The sequence below is a fragment of the Bradyrhizobium ontarionense genome (assembly GCF_021088345.1).
Lineage (GTDB): Bacteria > Pseudomonadota > Alphaproteobacteria > Rhizobiales > Xanthobacteraceae > Bradyrhizobium > Bradyrhizobium ontarionense.
On the sequence record NZ_CP088156.1, the window covers coordinates 7,043,457 to 7,062,868 of the forward strand.

General features: G+C 66.3%; 20 protein-coding genes and 1 riboswitch. Of the genes, 11 read left to right on the forward strand and 9 right to left on the reverse strand.

The window, feature by feature from the left end; genetic code table 11:
* The first annotated feature begins 70 nt into the window (after window positions 1–70).
* On the forward strand, window positions 71–736 hold the full coding sequence (locus tag LQG66_RS30765) for an outer membrane protein (protein WP_231319577.1): 666 nt from the start codon (window positions 71–73) through the stop codon (window positions 734–736).
* Between the two features lie 247 nt (window positions 737–983).
* Here LQG66_RS30765 and LQG66_RS30770 read toward each other — a convergent pair whose 3' ends face one another.
* The 4 genes from LQG66_RS30770 to LQG66_RS30785 form a co-directional block, all read right to left on the reverse strand.
* The gene (locus LQG66_RS30770) at window positions 984–1,199 is read right to left on the reverse strand and encodes a cold-shock protein (protein WP_006612991.1); all 216 of its coding nucleotides are present in this window, start codon (window positions 1,197–1,199) and stop codon (window positions 984–986) included.
* A gap of 253 nt (window positions 1,200–1,452) precedes the next feature.
* Window positions 1,453–2,313 (reverse strand): 23S rRNA (adenine(2030)-N(6))-methyltransferase RlmJ, encoded by an 861-nt coding sequence (locus tag LQG66_RS30775; RefSeq protein ID WP_231319578.1) that lies wholly within the window; start codon window positions 2,311–2,313, stop codon window positions 1,453–1,455.
* Window positions 2,314–2,425: 112 nt separating this feature from the next.
* Complete coding sequence (locus tag LQG66_RS30780) at window positions 2,426–3,130, reverse strand: ribonuclease T2 family protein (RefSeq protein WP_231319579.1); 705 nt, start codon at window positions 3,128–3,130, stop codon at window positions 2,426–2,428.
* Window positions 3,131–3,236: 106 nt separating this feature from the next.
* Window positions 3,237–3,701 (reverse strand): hypothetical protein, encoded by a 465-nt coding sequence (locus tag LQG66_RS30785; RefSeq protein WP_231319580.1) that lies wholly within the window; start codon window positions 3,699–3,701, stop codon window positions 3,237–3,239.
* 168 nt (window positions 3,702–3,869) lie between these two features.
* On the opposite strand from LQG66_RS30785, the gene LQG66_RS30790 reads away from it, so the two are divergent.
* Both LQG66_RS30790 and LQG66_RS30795 read left to right on the forward strand, forming a co-directional pair.
* Entirely contained in the window at window positions 3,870–4,190 is a 321-nt protein-coding gene (locus LQG66_RS30790; protein WP_231319581.1) for a hypothetical protein, read from the forward strand.
* A gap of 56 nt (window positions 4,191–4,246) precedes the next feature.
* The gene (locus LQG66_RS30795) at window positions 4,247–4,795 is read left to right on the forward strand and encodes a DUF3617 domain-containing protein (RefSeq protein ID WP_231319582.1); all 549 of its coding nucleotides are present in this window, start codon (window positions 4,247–4,249) and stop codon (window positions 4,793–4,795) included.
* Between the two features lie 80 nt (window positions 4,796–4,875).
* On the opposite strand, the gene LQG66_RS30800 is transcribed toward LQG66_RS30795, so the two are convergent.
* From LQG66_RS30800 to LQG66_RS30810, 3 genes are all read right to left on the reverse strand, one after another.
* Window positions 4,876–6,264: an ATP-binding protein gene (locus LQG66_RS30800; RefSeq protein ID WP_231319583.1), complete on the reverse strand. Its 1,389-nt coding sequence runs from the start codon at window positions 6,262–6,264 to the stop codon at window positions 4,876–4,878.
* A gap of 317 nt (window positions 6,265–6,581) precedes the next feature.
* On the reverse strand, window positions 6,582–7,313 hold the full coding sequence (locus tag LQG66_RS30805; RefSeq protein ID WP_231319584.1) for a response regulator: 732 nt from the start codon (window positions 7,311–7,313) through the stop codon (window positions 6,582–6,584).
* Window positions 7,310–7,876: a MarR family winged helix-turn-helix transcriptional regulator gene (locus tag LQG66_RS30810; RefSeq protein ID WP_231319585.1), complete on the reverse strand. Its 567-nt coding sequence runs from the start codon at window positions 7,874–7,876 to the stop codon at window positions 7,310–7,312. The genes LQG66_RS30805 and LQG66_RS30810 overlap by 4 nt, the downstream gene beginning before the upstream one ends.
* Window positions 7,877–8,224: 348 nt before the next feature.
* Here LQG66_RS30810 and LQG66_RS30815 point away from each other — a divergent pair, with 348 nt between their 5' ends.
* The 5 genes from LQG66_RS30815 to LQG66_RS30835 all read left to right on the forward strand — a co-directional run bounded on the left by LQG66_RS30815 (window position 8,225) and on the right by LQG66_RS30835 (window position 13,652).
* Window positions 8,225–9,304 (forward strand): branched-chain amino acid aminotransferase, encoded by a 1,080-nt coding sequence (locus tag LQG66_RS30815; RefSeq protein ID WP_231319586.1) that lies wholly within the window; start codon window positions 8,225–8,227, stop codon window positions 9,302–9,304.
* Between the two features lie 394 nt (window positions 9,305–9,698).
* A complete protein-coding gene (gene hisS / locus LQG66_RS30820; RefSeq protein WP_425601366.1) occupies window positions 9,699–11,201 on the forward strand; it encodes a histidine--tRNA ligase in 1,503 nt (500 codons plus the stop codon).
* A gap of 230 nt (window positions 11,202–11,431) precedes the next feature.
* Entirely contained in the window at window positions 11,432–11,635 is a 204-nt protein-coding gene (locus LQG66_RS37480) for a tautomerase family protein (RefSeq protein ID WP_231319588.1), read from the forward strand.
* A gap of 221 nt (window positions 11,636–11,856) precedes the next feature.
* A complete protein-coding gene (locus tag LQG66_RS30830) occupies window positions 11,857–12,906 on the forward strand; it encodes an IS110 family RNA-guided transposase (protein WP_231327954.1) in 1,050 nt (349 codons plus the stop codon).
* 350 nt (window positions 12,907–13,256) lie between these two features.
* Entirely contained in the window at window positions 13,257–13,652 is a 396-nt protein-coding gene (locus LQG66_RS30835) for a thioesterase family protein (protein ID WP_231319589.1), read from the forward strand.
* A 102-nt stretch (window positions 13,653–13,754) separates the two neighbouring features.
* On the opposite strand, the gene proC is transcribed toward LQG66_RS30835, so the two are convergent.
* Both proC and LQG66_RS30845 read right to left on the reverse strand, forming a co-directional pair.
* On the reverse strand, window positions 13,755–14,576 hold the full coding sequence (proC, locus tag LQG66_RS30840; RefSeq protein ID WP_231319590.1) for a pyrroline-5-carboxylate reductase: 822 nt from the start codon (window positions 14,574–14,576) through the stop codon (window positions 13,755–13,757).
* A 129-nt stretch (window positions 14,577–14,705) separates the two neighbouring features.
* Window positions 14,706–15,206, reverse strand: coding sequence for a type III secretion system chaperone family protein (locus tag LQG66_RS30845; RefSeq protein ID WP_231319591.1), 501 nt, complete (start codon window positions 15,204–15,206; stop codon window positions 14,706–14,708).
* Window positions 15,207–15,608: 402 nt separating this feature from the next.
* Window positions 15,609–15,803: riboswitch (FMN riboswitch) on the forward strand.
* 77 nt (window positions 15,804–15,880) lie between these two features.
* Between LQG66_RS30845 and LQG66_RS30850 the strand changes: the two genes are divergently transcribed.
* From LQG66_RS30850 to LQG66_RS30860, 3 genes are all read left to right on the forward strand, one after another.
* On the forward strand, window positions 15,881–16,492 hold the full coding sequence (locus tag LQG66_RS30850) for a 6,7-dimethyl-8-ribityllumazine synthase (RefSeq protein WP_231319592.1): 612 nt from the start codon (window positions 15,881–15,883) through the stop codon (window positions 16,490–16,492).
* Between the two features lie 394 nt (window positions 16,493–16,886).
* The gene (locus tag LQG66_RS30855; RefSeq protein WP_231328013.1) at window positions 16,887–18,104 is read left to right on the forward strand and encodes an MHYT domain-containing protein; all 1,218 of its coding nucleotides are present in this window, start codon (window positions 16,887–16,889) and stop codon (window positions 18,102–18,104) included.
* Between the two features lie 365 nt (window positions 18,105–18,469).
* On the forward strand, window positions 18,470–19,333 hold the full coding sequence (locus LQG66_RS30860) for an FAD binding domain-containing protein (RefSeq protein WP_231319593.1): 864 nt from the start codon (window positions 18,470–18,472) through the stop codon (window positions 19,331–19,333).
* The last annotated feature ends 79 nt before the right edge of the window (window positions 19,334–19,412 follow it).

Here is a 19,412-nt window from a genome sequence, read left to right on the forward strand (position 1 = left end):
ATGCCGGCCCGCGCACCACGTTGTGCGGCGCATGCCCCGGCTGGGAACGGCGAGTTGCGTGGAGTGTGCGATGAGACGGTTGGTTGTCGGCGCGGGCGTGGGAGCGGCTTTGGGATCCGCAGTCTTCGGGTCTGCAGTCTTCGGGTCTGTAGTCTTGGGATCGGTGTCGGCGCAGGCGGCTGATCTCAACTATGCGCCCCGCGCACCCTATACCGTGAGCCAGCCGCTCAATGCCTACAGCTGGGCGGGGCCCTACCTCGGCGGCACGCTGGGCTATGAATGGGGCACGGTCGGCAACAACCCGACCAAGCCGTCCGGCCTGATCGGCGGGGTGACCGCGGGCTACAACTGGCAGACCGGTCCGTGGGTGTTCGGCGCCGAGGGCGACATCAACCTCAGCGGCGCCAATGACACCTTCGCGCCGTGGAAGTTCTCGAACCCCTGGTTCGGGACCCTGCGCGGCCGCGCCGGCTACGCCTTCAACAACATCCTGTTCTACGGCACCGGCGGTCTCGCCTTCGGCTCGTTGCGCGCCGAGACTTTCGGCTTGTCGGAATCCCACACCACGGTCGGCTGGACGCTCGGCGTCGGCACCGAGTTCGGCCTGGCGCAGAACTGGACCGCCAAGATCGAGTATCTCTATGTCGATCTCGACAGCAGCAATTTCGTGATCACGGGGGCGAAGAACGACTATCGCTTTGGATTGGTGCGCGCAGGCATCAACTTCCATTTCTGATAGCAGGAATAAAAAAGGTCTAGGAAGAAGAAACGTCGATACCACGACTCCCGGCCGCTCGCGCGGCCGGGATTTTTTTGTCTCGTGCACGGCGCGCATGGACGCGCGCGCGGTCCAGGCGGGACAACGCCTCGCATCCGGGCCGGCGCCGCTGCCGGCAGCTTCACGGACAGGATTGAATGGCCGCGCGAGGCGCCCGCGTCAGGCGGCCGTGCCGGTGGGCGCGGCCGTCGCCGGCGGGCCTGCTCTACGACGACAGAACGAGGTTCACCGCTTTGGGACCCTTGCCCTTCTTGTCTGGCTCGACCTCGAAGCTGATACGCTGTCCCTCTGTCAGATCCTTCAGGCCTGCGCGCTCCACCGCCGTGATGTGCACGAACACGTCGCGTCCACCGTCATCCGGCTTGATGAAGCCGTAGCCGCGCTCGCCATTGAAGAATTTGACCGTCCCAGTCATGGCCATCGGGAAACTCCTCCCCCGCATTGCTTCCTCCACTGCGCGCCCTGCGCAGCGTCCGACCGGACATCACTTTGATCGGAAAGCGTTGGCCACCTTAACGACCAGCGCTCGCCACGCCGGATCGTCTGGATCTTGTTAGGCCTTGATCACCCCGCCGCAACCATTCGCGGAAGCGGAACGTAAAGCCAGTCTTACAATCAACCACTGTAATACGGTTCCGCGCCGATTGACCATGGCTTTTCGACTAACACCGACCTCAAGCTTTGGGGAATTCGAGCCGGAAGCGTGCGGCGCCGCCCTGGCCGAGCGGCCTCTGCAGCTCCTGCAGGATCAGCTTGAGCTCATCATGCAATGTCCAGGGCGGGTTGACGATCAACAGTCCGGTCGAGGTCAGCGCCTCGCCTTCGATCTGCGGCGCAACACTGAACTCGAGCCGCAGCACCTTGCCCGGCGGTTTGGCGGCAGCTGCGAGATCGGCGACGCGGTCCGCCAGCTCCTCGGTCGCGCGCCGGCTCTTGGCGGGGTACCACAGCACGTAGATACCAGTCGGCCACTTGACGAAGGCTGCCGCGAAGCGCTCGGCGAGGCGCTCGAACTCATCCTTCGCCTCGAAGGCCGGATCGATCAGCACGACACCGCGGCGCTCGTTCGGTGGCACGAAGGCGGGCAGGGCGACCCAGCCGTCGAGATCGACGACGCGGGCCTGGGTATCGCGGCGCAGCGCATCGATCAGCTGCTTGCGTGGAACGGGTGCCAGCTCGCACAGGGTCATGCGGTCCTGCGGCCGCAGCAGTGCGCGGGCAATCAGTGGCGAGCCGGGATAGGTGACGAGCTCGGCCTTCGGATTGAACGATCTGACGATGTCGAGGTATGGCGACAAGAGTGCATAGGCCTGCTCGGAAAAGCGCGCCTGCAGCACGCGGGCGATGCCGGTGAGGAATTCGCCGCTGCGCGTTGCCTCGTCGCCGGTGAGATCATAGAGCCCGGCGCCGGCATGGGTGTCGATGACCCGGAACGCCGCCGGCTTCTCCTGCAGATAGACCAGGATGCGCGTCAGCACGATGTGCTTGATGACGTCGGCGAAGCCGCCGGCGTGAAAGGCATGTCGGTAGTTCATGTCGCCCGAGTTACGCCGTTCCGCGTCAAAAGGGTACCCTCTCGATATCAACGGGGAGCGCTCGCCCCGCTCCTGGCGCGGGCGCGCCGCAGTCGCTGATTCGCGAGATCCGCTATCCGCCTCGCACCGGCGGCATGTTGACCTCGTCGCGCCGGCAGGCCTGGCGGTCGATCTCGTCGCAGTTGCGGAATTCCAGATCCTTTGACAGGCAGATCCGCACCTCGCTCAGCCGGGTGCGGTTGCAGGTGACGGCGATCGCCGACGTCGTCAGCTTGGGATTGGCCTTGATGAAGGCGTCCTCGACCGCAGCCGGCGACACCGTCTTCGCCTGTGCCAGATCGAGGAATTCCTGCGGGATCTTGATCGCGGCGCGGGCCTTGCGGATGGTCTCGAAATAGGCCTTGGCGGGCAGGCCGGCGCAGGTGCCGTGCTTGTCCCACTCGTTGTAGATGAGGCCCGGCGCCGGCATGAGATCCAGCATCGAGGTCATGATGTTGCGTGGCAGGCGCGGCGCCGGCTGCTCGCAATATTCGGGATAGCCGGTCTCATATTGCGGCCACAGCCCATGCACGACGAAGGAGTAGGGCCGTCCGCTGCATTGCTGCGAGCGGCTCCCGCGGCCGCCGCGCTCCTCGGCCTCGGCGCAGAAGGACGGCGACCAGGACAGCGACAGCACGTAGAAGTCGAACGCGCCCGGCGCGTTCTGGCGGCCGTCCTGGGCCGACGCCGGCGCAGCGGCGAGCGCGCCGAGCAGCAGGGCAAAACAGGCAATCGTTGTGGAGACGACGACGGCAGGTCGGCGAAGGCAATCGAACATGGCGAACTCCCCGGACTATTCCAGGAACCTACCAGCCCTTCGGAACATTTCAAGAACAAAAACGGCTGCCCGAAGGCAGCCGATCAGAAAGCCTGGATAGCGAATCTCAGGGCTTGGCGGCGCGGCAGGCCGGATTGAAGGCCCAGTTGCGATCGAGGCCGACGACGCAGAACTCGACGCCCTGGTCATAGCCGGCAAAGCCGCCATCCTCGATGATCGAATAGTTGACCGTGCGCACCTTGCCGTCGCTGACCATCACGCTGCCGGTGCAGAAGCGGCGCGGAATGTTGTCGGACTGCCAGGGCCGGAAAGCGATCTCACGGACGTTGGCGACGCCGGTGATCGTCAGCGACGAATTCCAGAAGGTGCTCTCCTTGTCCTGGAACCGCGACACGATGGTCGGAATTGCCGCCTCGCAGGGGGCCACCCGGCCTTCATATTTCGGACCCGACAGCCAGAAGTTCATCTCGAGCGGGTTGGCGGCGTGAGCCGGGGCCGTCACGATCATGGCCGCGAGCAGCGCGCCGCAGGCGGCACCGAACGTCTTGAAATGTGTGCTGAAGTCGCGCATGTGCCGTCCGCAAGTCTGATCCGGGAGCGTGGACCGTGCCGCGACTGCCACGGGAGGTCAAGTGCAACGCGGCAACACTCCACGATTAGTCCTGTTAACCCGAGGCCGGTGTTCTTTTCTTGGCGGGACAGGACCTTTAGGATGGCGCGCCAGCGCAAGGAGAATGCAATGCGGATGTTGAAGGACGGGTTCGCGAAGGCCCGATTCGTGAAGACGGCCGGCCTGATTGCCGTGGCGGGGCTGCTGGCTGTCGCGCCGGCCCGGGCCGACGTCGTGCCGGCCTTCAAGGGCAACGACACCGGCGGGATCATCGCCTATCCCCTGGCCCAGACCACGGATGCGCGCCAGCTCGCGGTCGATCACTGCGCCTCCTATGGCAAGGTCGCGAAATTCCTCGCGGTCGATGCGCGTTACGGCGGCTACGTCTCGTTCGCCTGCCGCTGGGTGCCCTATGGCTCGGCGCAGCGGCCGTTGCGGACGCTCTACTAATTGCCATCTTTCGACGGCATCGCTCCGATATCGACGAACGATCCGGAACGGGACACATGACCTGCACACGCATTGCCACTGGGCTGTTTGCCTGCTGCCTCTTGAGCGTGACCGCGAGCCAGCAGGCCCGTGCCGTCGACCTGCCGGTGCGCAAAGCCGGGCTGTGGGAATTGAAGATGGTCAGGTCCGGCGGGCAGCTGCCGGAAATGACCATGCAGCACTGCACCGACGAGAGCACCGACAAGGACATGAACAACATGGCCTCGCCGATGGCCAAGCAGGCCTGCTCCAAGCAGGACGTCCAGAAGACGGCGACCGGCTACGTCAGCGATTCCGTCTGCAATTTCGGCGGCATGAACACGACGGCGCATGCCGAGATCACCGGCGATTTCAACTCCGCCTACACGGTCAAGACGACATCCCACATCCAGGGCGGCATGACGGGGCCGGCCGGCAAGGACACGGCCATGACCATCGAGGCCAAATGGCTCGGCGCCTGCAAGGCTGATCAGAAGCCCGGCGACATCGTCATGCCCGGCGGCATGAAGATGAATATCAAGGACATGGACAAGCTGAAGAACCTGATCCCCGGCGCGAAGCAGTAGGTGGTCGAGGCGCCCGTGAATTTACGAAGCAAGTAAGATACGAGTTCATTGCACCGCCATCTCATCGCGACAGCTTCGCCCTACACCGGGATCCTTACCGTCGCGCGCAGCCCGCCCATCGGGGCGTCGCCGAGGGTGATGTCGCCGCCGTGGGAGCGGGCGATGTCGCGCGCGATCGCGAGGCCGAGGCCAGTGCCGCCCTCGTCCTGGTTGCGCGCATCGTCGAGGCGCAGGAACGGCTTGAACACCTCCTCGCGCATGGCGGCAGGAATGCCCGGACCGTCATCGTCGACGGTGACGGTGAGGTAGCGGTGATCGCGATGGCCGGTGATGGCGATCGCGTCGGCATGGCGCGCCGCGTTGGAAACGAGGTTGCCGAGGCAGCGCTTCAGCGCCTGCGGTTTCACGGTGACCACCGGCAGGCCATGGAACGACACCGTCGCAGAATGGCCGTTGCGCTCAGCGTCGCTGCGCAGATCCTCCAGCGCGTTTGAGATATCGGTCGGCTGCGCGATCTCGCCGCCGTCGCCGCGCGCGAACGCCAGATAATCCTCCAGCATGTGCGACATCTCGTCGACGTCCTTGCGCATCGCGTCGATCTCGGGGCTGTCGCCGAGCAGCGCCAGCTCCAGCTTGAAGCGCGTGAGGATGGTGCGCAGGTCGTGGCTGACGCCGGCCAGCATCGCGGTGCGCTGCTCCATCGCGCGCTCGATGCGCGCCTTCATCTCCAGGAACGCTTGCGCCGCGCGCCGGACCTCGCGCGCGCCGCGCGGCCGGAAGTTCGGCGCCTCGCGGCCCTTGCCGAAGCTCTCAGCGGCATCCGCCAGCCGCAGGATCGGCTTGATCTGGTTGCGCAGGAACAGCACCGAGACGATCAGCAGGATCGACGACGTCCCCACCATCCAGAACAGGAAGATGTCGGTGTTCGACGCATAGGCGGCGCCGCGCTGCGCGAACACGCGCATCACGGCGTCGTCGAGCGCAATGCGGATCTCGACCAGATTGGAGCGGCCAACGGTGTCGATCCAGAACGGGCGGCTGATCTGGCGGCCGATCTGGCCGGACAGCGACTGGTCGAGCAGGTTGAAGAACGGTTTGGGCCCGGGCGGCGGCATGTCGCCGGCGGGCAGGAAGTCGACCACGAGGTTGAGCCGCTGCTGCGCGATACGACGCAGCATGGTGCGGTCCTTGTCCTGCGGATAGCCCTTGTAGATGTCGATCAGCGCCGCGACGTCCTGGACCACCGCGGCGGACAGTCGCCGCGTCACCGTGTTCCAGTGCCGCTCCATGAACACGCCGGCGACCACGGTCTGCAGGATCACCATCGGCACGATCATGATCAGCAGCGCGCGCGCGTAGAGACCGGTCGGCATCCAGCCCTTGAAGGCGTTGCCGACCACGCTGTTGACGCGCGACACGCGCCGCGACGCGGTACGGATCAGGGTGAGGCCGGTGTCGAGCGTGCTCATGCGTGAAGAGTTGTTAGTTGTTTCACGATCGCGCGCGGCGAGCTCGGTGCACCCTCTCCCCTTGTGGGAGAGGGTGGATCGAACGAGCGGCAGCGAGTTCGAGCCGGGTGAGGGGTCTGCCTCCGCGGAAAGAACCCCTCACCCGGCGTGCATTTCGCTGCGCTCATGCCCGCCACCCTCTCCCACAAGGTGAGAGGGTGCACCGATCGTGCGGCCAGAGCGTCGCCTGCCACGGCCTTCAACGGAGGGTGAGCACCATCGTCCCCGCAAGAGACGCTTATAATTTCTGAGTGGGCCCACATGTCATCCGCCGCCATTCAACCCGACGTCATCAGCCGGTAGCCGATGCCGCGCACCGCCTGCAGGAACAGCGGATTGGCCGGATCGCTCTCCAGCTTGCGGCGCAGGCGGTTGATCTGCACGTCGACGGCGCGCTCGTTGACGGTGCCGTTGCCGGTCAGCGCGCCGCGCGGCACGGTCTCACCGCGGGCATTGGCGAGGATGCGCAGCATCTCGCGCTCGCGGTCGGTGAGGTGGACGATCTCCTCGCCCTGCTTCAGCTCGCCGCGCGACAGATGATAGACGAACGGCCCGAAGGTGATCTGCTCGATGACCTCCTCGGCCGGCGGCGGCGCCGCGCGCTTGAGGATGTTGCCGATTCGCAGCGCGAGTTCTCTTGGTTCGAAAGGCTTGGCGACGTAGTCGTCGGCGCCGAGCTGCAGGCCTTCGATGCGGCTGTCCGGCTCGGCGCGCGCGGTCAGCATCACGATCGGCACGGAAGACTGGGTGCGGATGAAGCGGGCGAGATCGAAGCCGCTCTCGCCCGGCATCATCACGTCGAGGATCAGCAGATCGAAATGCAGGCCGGTGAGCTTGGCGCGGGCATCGCTCGCGCTCGCCGCCGTCGTGACGCGATAGCCTTCGCCGCGCAGGAAGCGCGACAAGAGATCGCGGATGCGGCGGTCGTCGTCGACGAGCAGCAGATGCGGCGCGTCGTCGGCCGGCGTCTGCGGCGGGCGGGTGGCGATGGCGGCAATCGACACGGTCACTCCTTTGCGGCGGTCGAATTCGTGCTGGCCTGGGGCGTCCTGAAAATGGCTTCCAGCACCTTGTCGGGGTCATCGCGATCGATCATCGCGCGCAGGAACTGGCGGACCTTCTCGGCGCCGGCCGGACCGACCTGCTCCAGCGCGCGGTCGATGCGCCTGGTCTGCAGCCCGGCCAGCTTCGCCACCAGCGCCTCGCCCTTTGGCGTGGCGAAAAGAAGGCGCTGGCGGCGATCGTTGTTGCCGGTCTTCTGCACGATGTAGTCCTCGTCGAGCAGCTGCTTCAGCACGCGTCCCAGCGACTGCTTGGTGATGCGCAGCACGTCCAGGAGATCGGCGACCTTGAGGCCCGGATAGCGGGTGACGAAATGCATCACGCGGTGATGCGCACGGCCGAAGCCGAACGCCTCCAGCTCATGGTCGGCATCGCCGACGAAGTCGCGATAGGCGAAGAACAAGAGTTCGATGATGTCCCAGCGCAGCGGCTGCGCGTCGGCAGCCGAATGGGCCTCTGACGCCCGCAGCTCGGGGCTCAATACCGGAGACGAGAAATTTATGTCAGCCATATTGACGTTTCTGCGGTTCAATGTTACAAAACAATCGCCGGCCACGAAATTTTAGATCGTTTCATTGGCGGGCGAAGGTCTCGGGACGTGTCTGAGCGGGCCGTAAGCAACCCGAACGGGCAGATGAGGCCGTGCATCTAACGACCGTGTGATTGTCGAGCGGCATTTCGGCAAACCATACTGGACTTCCGCCGGGCGCAAAAGCATGTCCTCGTGACAGGCTTGCACGGCGACCGGCCCCTCCGGGCTGGTCATGGCAGGTCCGAAAGTTCAAGAAGCCGACCGGGCCGAACCGACGGGTCGGCACCAGAACTCGCGAATGGCGATTGCAGCGGGGGAAGCAAGGACATGACTGTGACATTCGATATCAAGCCGACGACCAATCCGACCCCCGACCAGGAGCGCGCCGCCAAGCTCGCCAACCCAGGCTTCGGCCGGGTCTTCACCGATCACATGGCTGTGGTCCAGTACAACCAGGAGAAGGGCTGGCATGCGGCGCGCGTCGAGTCCCGCGCCAACTTTCCGCTCGATCCGGCTGCGGCCGTCCTGCACTACGCGCAGGAGATCTTCGAGGGGCTCAAGGCCTACAAGCGCGACGACGGCGGCGTGAATCTGTTCCGTCCCGACGCCAATGCCAAGCGCTTCTGGAACTCGGCCGAACGCATGGCGATGGCGCCGCTGCCGCACGCCGTCTTCATCGAGGCGGTCGAGCAGCTGGTCCGCATCGATCGCGCCTGGATCCCGGGCGGCGAGGGCAGCCTGTATCTGCGCCCGTTCATGATCGCCAACGAGGTGTTCCTCGGCGTGAAGCCGTCGGCGGAATACATCTTCGCGGTCATCGCCTCGCCGGTCGGCTCCTATTTCAAGGGCGGCCCTGCGCCGGTCTCGATCTGGGTGTCGGAGAACTATACGCGCGCCGCGGTCGGCGGCACCGGCGGCGTCAAGTGCGGCGGCAATTATGCGGCAAGCCTCAGGGCGCAGGCCGAGGCGATCGAGCATGGCTGCGACCAGGTCGTGTTCCTCGATGCGATCGAGCGCCGCTATGTCGAGGAGCTCGGCGGCATGAACGTGTTCTTCGTGTTCGACGACGGCTCACTGTCGACGCCGCCGCTCGGCACCATCCTGCCGGGCATCACCCGTGATTCGATCATCGCGCTGGCGCGCGATGCCGGCAAGGAGGTGCGCGAGGAGGCCTATGCGATCGACCAGTGGCGCGCTGACGCCAAGAGCGGCCGGCTCAAGGAGGCGTTCGCCTGCGGCACCGCCGCCGTCATCTCGCCGATCGGCAAGGTGCGTTCGGCCAGCGGCGACGTCCTGATCAATGGCGGCGAGGCCGGCCCGGTCGCGATGGGCCTGCGCAAGCAGCTGGTCGACATCCAGTACGGCCGCAGCCCCGATCCGCATCAGTGGATCCGCGATGTGAAGTAGGGGAGGCGAACTTTCGCGCCTGCCCATCTTTCGCGCCTACCCATGAGAGCCGAGCCGTCGCCGCGCTGATGGTGCGCCCCCTCTCCCGCTTGCGGGGGAGGGTCGGGGTGGGGGAGCCCCACGACGACTGCCGCTGAGGCGCCCCCACCCCAGCCCTCCCCCGCAAGCGGGAGAGGGAGAACACCGCATGGGAGGCGCGAGCATGCGTTCCCATTGGCGATGCTCGCGCCAACCTGTGAACGGGCGGGTGCCGCCCCCGCGGGTTGCCGCACCTCGCTCCGGCTGCTACCAACCCGTCATGTCCGACAAACCCAAAAAACCCCAGAAGCTGAAGGCGCGGCTGCCGCGCGGGCTCGAGGATCGCGGCCCGGCCGCGATCGCAGCCACGCGCGAGATGGTCGAGAAGATCCGCGCCGTCTATGAGCGCTACGGCTTCGAGCCGGTGGAGACGCCGGCGTTCGAATACACCGACGCGCTCGGCAAGTTCCTGCCCGACCAGGATCGTCCGAACGAAGGCGTGTTCTCGTTCCAGGACGATGACGAGCAGTGGATCTCGCTGCGCTACGACCTCACCGCGCCGCTGGCGCGCTATGTCGGCGAAAGATATGGCACCGATGGCCTGGTGCTGCCGTATCGCAGCTACCGTTCGGGCTATGTGTTCCGCAACGAGAAGCCCGGCCCCGGCCGCTTCCGCCAGTTCATGCAGTTCGACGCCGACACGGTCGGCTCCGCATCGCCGGCAGCGGATGCCGAGATGTGCATGATGGCAGCCGATACGATGGAGGCGCTGGGGATTGCCCGGGGCGACTACGCCATCAAGGTCAACAACCGCAAGGTGCTCGACGGCGTCATGGAGTCGATAGGGCTTGGCGGCGACGAGAATTTTGGCCGCCGATTGATCGTGTTGCGCGCGATCGACAAGCTCGACCGTCTCGGCGAGCGCGGCGTGCGTGAGCTGCTTGGTGCCGGCCGCAAGGACGACAGCGGTGATTTCACCAAGGGCGCTGGTCTCGACGATGCGCAGATCAAGAAGATCGAGACCTTCGTCAATGCGCGCGCGCTGGTCGCGCCGCCGCTGCTCGCCTATGCCGGCGACAAGGATGTCCAGCAGCGCCTCGCCGACGACCCCGATCGCAAGCACAATGAGTACGACGTCGCGCGCCGCATCGTCGACATGCTGCGCGAAACCTTTGCCGACTCGAAGCTTGCAATCGACGGTTTGAATGAGCTCGTCGAGATCGCACGTCTGGTCGATGCCGCCGGCTATCACAGCCAGATCATGGTCGATCCGTCCGTGGTGCGCGGCCTCGAATACTACACGGGGCCAGTGTTCGAGGCGCAGCTGCTCGCAGAGATTCCCAACGAAAAGGGGCAGCCGGTGGTGTTCGGCTCGGTCGGCGGCGGCGGGCGCTATGACGGCCTCGTCTCGCGCTTCCGCGGCGAGCCGGTGCCGGCGACCGGCTTCTCCATCGGCGTGTCGCGTCTGCAGGCCGCGCTGACGATGCTCGGCAAGCTCGATACGAAGCCGGCGTTCGGGCCTGTCGTCGTCACCGTGTTCGACCGCGACCGCGTCGTCGACTATCAGAAGATGGTCGCGACCCTGCGCAATCACGGCATCCGTGCCGAGCTCTACCTCGGCAACCCGAAGAACATGGGCAATCAGCTCAAATATGCCGATCGCCGCAACGCGCCCTGCGTCATCATCCAGGGCTCGGACGAGAAGGCGCGCGGCGAGGTGCAGATCAAGGACCTGATCGAGGGCGCCAAGGCGGCCGCCGCGATCGCCTCCAACCAGGAATGGCGCGAGAGCCGCCCCGCGCAGTTCTCCTGCAAGGAGGACGAGCTCATCGCCGGCGTGCGCGAGGTGCTCGCGCGCCATGACGTGAGCTGGGGGTAGTCGGGGGAAGTGCACCCTCTCCCCAGCGCGATCGCAAAGCGATCGTCGCGATGTGGGAGAGGGTGGTTTCTCACGAAGTGAGAAACCGGGTGAGGGGTCTCTCTCCGCGGATGCAGACCCCTCACCCGGCTCGCCGCCGCTTCCGCGTCGGCGATCCACCCTCTCCCACAGGGGGAGAGGGTGCAGTGCGCCGAGTGGCGAAAGTAATTTCGATAAGGGAAGGGAAACGAATGCCCGAGATCACCGTGAGCATGGCCGCCGGCCGCACCGACGAGCAGAAGGCCAACATGATGCGCGACATCACCCAGGCTTTGGTGACGCATCTCGGCGTCGATCCGGAGGCGGTCGTGATCCAGATCAACGAGGCGCCGCTGGCGCACAAGATGAAGGGCGGCAAGACCTTCGTCGAGCGCGCGGCTGAGCAGAAGAAGTAGCTGGTCGTCCCGGCGAAGCGAAGCCATAACGTCTGTCTCGACAAACACCGCTGTCGTCCCTGCGAACGCAGGGACCCATAACCCCAGGGAGCAGTTTGAGGCAGGCTGGTCATTGGCCTTTTGCCCATCACGACCGCCGCGGCGTGATGGTGTGGACGGCCCCCTACGGCATCAGTTGTGCCAGAATGAGGTTGTCGAAGTCTCATACTTGGGAGCCGTCCGTGAGCCAGATTATCCGCATTGGGCTGGATACGTCGAAGTATATTTTTCAACTGCATGGGGTGGATGGATCGGAGCGTGTGGTGTTGCGCAAGCGGCTCACGCGCAAGGTGATGCTGGATTTCTTTGCCAAATTGCCGCCGACGGTGGTGGTGATGGAAGCGTGCGGGGCCGCGCACCACCTGGCGCGCGAGCTTGGCAAGCTGGGTCACACGGCCAAGCTGATCGCGCCGCAGTTGGTGAAGCCCTATGTCGAGCGCAACAAGAACGACGGGCGAGACGCAGAGGGGCTGTGCGAGGCATCGAGCCGGCCGCGGATGCGTTATGTGCCGGTCAAGACGGCGGAGCAGCAGGCCGCCTTGATGCTGCTGGGCATCCGTGAGCAGCTGGTGACCCGTCGCACCCAGCTGAGCAACATGATCCGTGGTTACGCGGCTGAGTTCGGTTTGACCGAGGCCAGAGGGCTCGACAAGCTCGCCTCGTTGCTGACCAGGATCGAACAGGATGACAGCGTACCGGAGATGGCGCGTGAGCTGTTTGCGATGCAGGCTCGTGAATACGCCTGGGTGCAGGAGGAATTGAAGACGATCGAGGCCAAGCTTCTGGCTTGGCACCGCGCCAATGCCATGAGCCGGCGTCTGGCACAGATCCCGGGAGTGGGCCCGGTCACCGCCGCAGCGCTGGTGATGAAGGCGCCAGATCCGCACGCCTTTCGTTCTGGCCGGCTGTTCGCAGCCTGGATGGGCCTCACGCCGAGGGACCATTCGACCGGCGGAAAGACCCGGCTCGGCAAGATCACGCGCGCCGGTGACGAGCGATTGCGCCAGCTGCTCGTGGTGGGCGCGACCTCGGTCATCAAAGTGGCAAAGGCGAAGGGGCAAGGGCCGGGCTGGCTCATTGAGCTGTTGAAGCGCAAATCGGCCAAGCTTGCCGCGGTGGCGCTCGCCAACAAGATCGCCCGCATCGCGTGGAAGCTGATGACCACGGGAGAGACCTTTGATGGCGCACGACTGGCTGGCCTGGCGAAGGCCCCCGTAGCGGCCGCCGCGTAACAAACAAAAGGATTCGGCCGACCGGAGGGCGATCCCACCGGCCGAACCGGAGCTGCAAGAGCAGAGGAGATGGTGCGATCGATCGAACCGAGATGCGGGCAAATCCGTGGGACCCATTGGCCGAACAAGGTCGCTGGCGTGTTTGGAACCCGTGTCGCGGAAACCATCTTGGCCAGCGGCCCAACAGGCCACATCCAAAGGCCGGACATATGGATGCAAGCGATCCGATCGAACCTCAACACCGCTCTTGTGCCACGGGGGCCGTCCACATATGGGTCCCGGATCTGCGCTACGCCGCGCTGTCGCGCGGCGCAGCTTGTCCGGGACGACAGGGGAGTTCGGAGCAGTCGATGGACGCACGTGAGATCATCAAGCCCGGCATGCGCGCCGAGCGCCTGCTGGTGGTGCCGCCGGAGCGCACGGTTGGGCATTTTGTTCCTCATATGCCCATGGTCTATGCGACGCCGATGATGATCCTGGAAATGGAGATGACGTCCGGCGATGCGATCAACCCGGTGCTGCCGCCGGGCTGGGTCACGGTCGGCACCGAGGTCAATGTGCGCCACCTCGCGGCGTCGCCGGTCGGCGCCACCATCCGCACCGTCGCCGAAGTGATCGAGGTCGAGCGCCGCGTCATCCGCTTCAGCGTCGAGGCCTATCATGGCGACGTGAAGATCGGCGACGGCCGCCACGGCCGCGGCCTGATCAATGTCGCGCAGTTCAAGAAGCGGTTCGCGGTGCCGTAGCTGCGCGTCTCGCCGTCATTGCGAGGAGCGAAGCGACGAAGCAATCCAGAGCCCCGCGCGCGACTCTGGATTGCTTCGCTTCGCTCGCAATGACGAGAGAAACTACTTCGCCAATTCCTTCGACCGTGCCGTGGCCGCCGCAACCGCCCGCGTCAGCAGCGGCTGAAAGCCGTCATCGCCCATCAGCACCGCCAGCGCCGCCGCCGTGGTGCCGCCGGGCGAGGTGACGTTCTGGCGCAGGGTCGCCGACGACAGCTCCGAGCGATGCAGCAATTCGCCGGCGCCCGAGACGGTGTCGCGCGCGAGCTTGGTCGCCAGCGCCTCGGGCAGGCCGGCGGCGATGCCGGCGCGGGCGAGCTCCTCGGCCAGCAGGAACACGTAGGCGGGGCCGGAGCCGGACACGGCGGTCACCGCGTCCATCAGCGCCTCGTCATCGACCCATTCCACCGCGCCGGTGGCGCGCAGCAGCGCGTCGGTCAGCGCGCGCTGCGTGGCGCTCACATTGGCGGCGGGCACCGCCACGGTGATGCCGCGGCCGATCGCCGCGGGCGTGTTCGGCATCGCCCGCACCACCGCGCCGCCCACGACGTCCTGCAGCGCCGCGATCGGCGTGCCGGCCATGATCGACAGCACCAGCGTGGAATCACCCACCCACGGCTTCAGGGCCGGCCCGACCTCGCGGAACATCTGCGGCTTGACGGCGACGACGACCGTCCCGGCCGGCGCGGCCTCGGACGGGTTGAGGCGGACGCCCCCGGCCGCCAGCGCCGCGATCTCGGCCGACGGCATCGGCTCGATCACGACGACGCGCGCCGGGTCCAGCCCGCCGGCGAGCCAGCCGGTCAGCATCGCGCCGCCCATCTTGCCGGCGCCGGCCAGCACGATGGTGCCGGTAAGGGTCTGGAGTTCGGAAACGGAAGTCATTGCGCCACCACCCGACCGTCGTCATGGCCGGGCTTGACCCGGCCATCCATCAATATTGGGGAGGGGCTCTTAGATGTGAGATGGATGCGCGGGTCAAGCCCGCGCATGACGAGGGGAGGCCTTGGGCGCTTACGCCTCGCCCTCGGTGTCGAACAGCGCCGCCGCCATGGCGTCCTGGGTCGATTTGCCGGCCCAGACCACGAACTGGAAGGCCGGAAAATAGCGCTCGCAGGCGTGGATGGCGCCGGCCAGCATGCTCTCGCATTGCGGCCCCGAGGCGGTGATGCCGCCCGGCAGCACCAGCGCCTGGCGGTGCATCACCATGCCGGTGTGGGTCCAGATGTCGAAATGGCCGAGCCATAGCTGCTCGTTGATGGCGCCGATCAGCCGCTGCACCTCGGCGCGGCGCGCTTCCGGAATCTTCATGTCGAAGGCGCAGGCCAGATGCAGCGCCTCGATCTCCGGCATCCAGGTGAAGGAGAGCTGGTAGTCGGTCCACTGGCCCTTGGAGGCGATCGTGATCTCGTCCTCGCCGGAGCGCTCGAACATCCAGTTGTTGTCGGAAGCGATATTCTCGACCACGCTCAATGGATGATCTCCGGAATCGATAGTGCTTTCGAGCAGGGACATGCCGTCTCGACCTCGTCTTCTTGATCTCGTTGGTACATACGCGGCGACCCGGCCCGCGCCCTGTCGGCGCTTCGAGACCCGGCTGCAGTCCCGGAGGTGCCCCGGGGCGTGCGAGGACAAACTGATGTGATTTGCGGAATCCGCGCAACGGGGGGGTGAGTCCGTCCACAGCCAAACACCGTTTCGTCCACAACTCCTGTCCGCCTGTGGAATCATTGGCAAAAGAGAACAAAACGGAATCGGACGGCGGCGAACGGCGCCGATCCGCGGCGGGAGGGCGCGCAAACCGTCCAGGCGGCTGCGCCGTGACCGCATGGCGGCCCCTCGCGGATCGCCGACGTCAGGGCTTGTCGGGCTCCAAGACCCCCTGCATAGTTGATTTGGGCCGTCCATCCGGGCGGCTCATGTTCTCAGGGCGGGGTGGAATTCCCCACCGGCGGTAAGCGTTCTCTGTCGAGGCGCGAGCCCGCGAGCGCCTTCTCTCTGCGGCGTGATTCGGGAAATCCTGTTCCCCGGATCGCACCAAATGGAGAAGGGTCAGCAGATTCGGTGCGACTCCGAAGCCGACGGTCACAGTCCGGATGAAAGAGAACGGGTCCCGGCACCCCGCGCAATTCAGCGCGGGGGCGTCGTCGTTCCGTATGCCCTGATTCTGGTCTCTGACGAGGACAACCATGAATCAGATGTTGCAAGACACTTCCATCGACACCGCCACAATCGACCCCACCGCAGCCGACGGCTCGCCGCCGCCGGACAGGCTCCCCACGACGAGTCCGCCCGAGGCGTCGCCGCCGGCGCGCTCGCATCCGCACTTCGCCAAGCCGCAGCGCGTCGCCTTCGTGCAATCGGCCTGGCATCGCGATGTCGTCGCCGAATGCCGTATCGCGTTTCTCGACGAGATCGAGGCGCGGCACATCCCGCGCGACCGTGTCGACATCTTCGAGGTGCCGGGCTCGTTCGAGATCCCGCTGCATGCGCAGCTGCTCGCCAAGACGCGGCGCTACACCGCGATCGTCGCGGCCGGGCTCGTCGTCGACGGCGGCATCTATCGCCACGAGTTCGTCGCCGACACCGTCATCAAGGCGCTGATGGACGTGCAGCTGCGCACCGAGGTGCCGGTGTTCTCCGCCGTGCTGACGCCGCAGCAATTCCACGAGACGCAGGCGCATTTCGACTTCTTCCGCAAGCATTTCTCCACCAAGGGTGTCGAGGTGGCGGAGGCCTGCGCCGAGACCTTGCTCAGCCTGGAGCGGCTGCGCGGCCAGGTGGCGGCGGGGATCATTTGAGGCGCGTCGACGGTTGTCGGATCGCGGTGTCAGCCGCGAACTCGGTGCACCCTCTCCCCCTGTGGGAGAGGGTGGCGGGCATTGAGCGTAGCGAAATGCGCGCCGGGTGAGGGGTCTGCATCCGCGGAGACAGACCCCTCACCCGACATGAGCGAGCTTCGCTCGATCATGCCACCCTCTCCCACAAGGGGAGAGGGTGCAGTGCCATTGTGGCGGCAGGCGCGCTCGCAACACTCCAAACGCAGAGCTCTCTCGCACACGCCGCCGCTTTCCCTCACGCCAGCGACACCACGCCCGCTCAAGCTCCGCTCCTTGTGTTGTCATTCTCCTCGCCACGCCTGTAAAATCGCCGGCGGGAGGAGGCTTGCCCGTGGCGACGGGCAAGCCGACAAGGATGATCGAAGGATACGATCCTTATCTCGTCGCGCTCTCGGTCGTGATCGCGAGCCTGGGTGGCTATACCGGTTTCAGTCTCACCGCGCGCATCCGCAGCGGGCCGGGAGCTGATGCGCGCGTGCTGTTGTCCGGCGCCGCAGGCATTCTGGCCGTGGGCATCTGGACCATGCATTTCGTGGGCATGATGGCGGCGCCGCTGCCGGCCGACGCCGTCTATCTGGTGCTGCCGACCGTCATCTCGTTCCTGATCTGCGCGCTCGTCGTCGGCGTCTCGCTGTTCTTCGTCAGCATTGGCGATCCCAGTCCAACGCGCCTCATTCCCTCGGCGCTGCTGCTCGGTGCCGGTATCGCCAGCATGCATTATGTCGGCATGCACGGGCTGTCGGGACGTTTCGGGCTGACGCATGATCCTGCGCTGGTGGCGCTGTCGGTCGCGATCGCGATCATCGCCGCCTATGGCGGCCTGCGCATCTTCCTGGCGCGCCAGGATGGGCTGCGGCTCGCCATCAGCGCGGTCGCGTTCGGCATCGCCGTTTCCGGCATGCACTATACGGCGATGCTGGGGATGCATGTCGTGCCGGACGGCGAAGCACATCATCATGCCGCAACCGGACTTGCTGCGTCGCAGCAAGTGCTCGCGATCGTCGTCGCCGTGCTGTGCTTCGTCATCGCCGCGGGTTTCCTGCTGTCGCTGGTGCCGGACCCGCGCCGACAATTGGGGCCGACGCCGGCCCTTGCCGAGGCCGCGCCGCAGTTGGCGCCGGAGCCGGTAGCGACGCCGATCGCTGTCGAGCCGGCCGTCGAGATCGCTGCGCCGGGCCGTGTCACCGCAGCTCCGCTCGGCGGCATCGGCCAGCCGCCGCGCGTGACCGCAGCGCGGCTGCCGTTGGAGGGCGCCAACGGAACCCATTTCATCGATGCCGGCGAGGTGCGCAGCGTCCGTGCCGATGCGCACTATACAAGGGTGCACGACGGCACCCGCGAACGCATGTGTCCCTGGTCGATCTCCGAGGCCGAGGCGCAGCTCGACCCCGGCCGCTTCATCCGCGTGCATCGCAGCCACATCGTCGCGATCGAGCACGTGACCTTCGTCGGCAAGGAGGGCGAGGGCGCGATCATCGAGCTCGATGGTCCGTCGAAGCCGCGCGTCCCGGTCAGCCGCGCCAAGGTCGCCGAGGTCAAGGCGCGGCTCGGTCTGGTGCGTCGGCAAGCCTGATCGCCACTCTTCCGTTCGCAGCTGCAGCGAGGTTGCGCGCTCATTCTCCGCAACGCACGCAGAGCGATGGACGGCACGAGAGGCTGCCGTCGTGGGATGCGTGCGGCGCTGCGCGCAGGCTCAAGCCTCGGCGCGCGCGATTGGGACGCCTTCGCTGACGCAGTTCGTGCGCGTTCTCCTGCATTTCGTGTGATTTCACGGTTGTCCGTGCCGGCCTCGTTGCGCCTGTCGCCATCCCGATCGACCTTCCGCGCCAACAGCGCCAAGCGCCAGCGTTCGTACTTCGCTCTCGCAGCACGAACGTCAGTCGCAACGGCGCAAACGGCCGAGCCGACAAGGCATGCCAGCACAGGAGGGGAAACGCGATGATTCCTGGCCCGTTCGACTATCACCGGCCCGCGAGCGTCACCGACGCGATCAGGCTGCTCGCCGATCTCGGCGACGAGGCCCGTCCGCTCGCCGGCGGTCACAGCCTGTTGCCGATGATGAAATTGCGGCTGGCGACCCCGGCACATCTGATCGATCTGCATGGCATCGCCGGCTTGAAGGGCATCCGCCGCGACGGCAACCGCATCATCATCGGCGCGATGACCACGCAGGCCGAGCTGCTGGCCTCCGCCGATATCGGCAGCAGCCTGCCGATCCTGCACGAGACGGCGCTCGTGATCGCCGATCCGCAGGTGCGCTATCGCGGCACGCTGGGCGGTAACGTCGCCAATGGCGATCCCGGCAACGACATGCCGGCGCTGATGCTGGCGCTGGACGCGAGCTATCGGCTCGAAGGGCCGAATGGCGCCCGCGAGGTTGCCGCGCGCGACTTCTACCAGGGCGCCTATTTCACCGCGCTCGAGCCGGGCGAGATCCTGACCGGCATCAGCATCCCGGTTCCAGCTGCGGGGCACGGCTACGCCTATGAGAAGCTGAAGCGCAAGGTCGGCGATTATGCGACGGCGGCTGCGGCCGTCGTGCTGACGATGGCCGGCGGCAAGGTCGCGACGTGCGTGATCGCGCTCACCAATCTGCACGAGACGCCGCTGCTGGCGACGGACGCGGCGAATGCCGTGATCGGCACCGCGCTGGATGATGCCGCGCTGAAGGCGGCCGCGGGCGCCGCGCGGGCGATCATGCAGCCGGCCTCCGACGCGCGGGGACCGGCCGAATACCGCAAGCACGTCGGCGGCATCATGGTGATGCGCGCGCTGCAGCGCGCGGCGAGCCGGGCCAAGTAGTTCGTGTTTGGCAACGCCGGCGCCGCACGCGCGGTGCACCTCGCCCCGCTCTTGTCCGCCGTAGCTCGTAGAGCGAAGG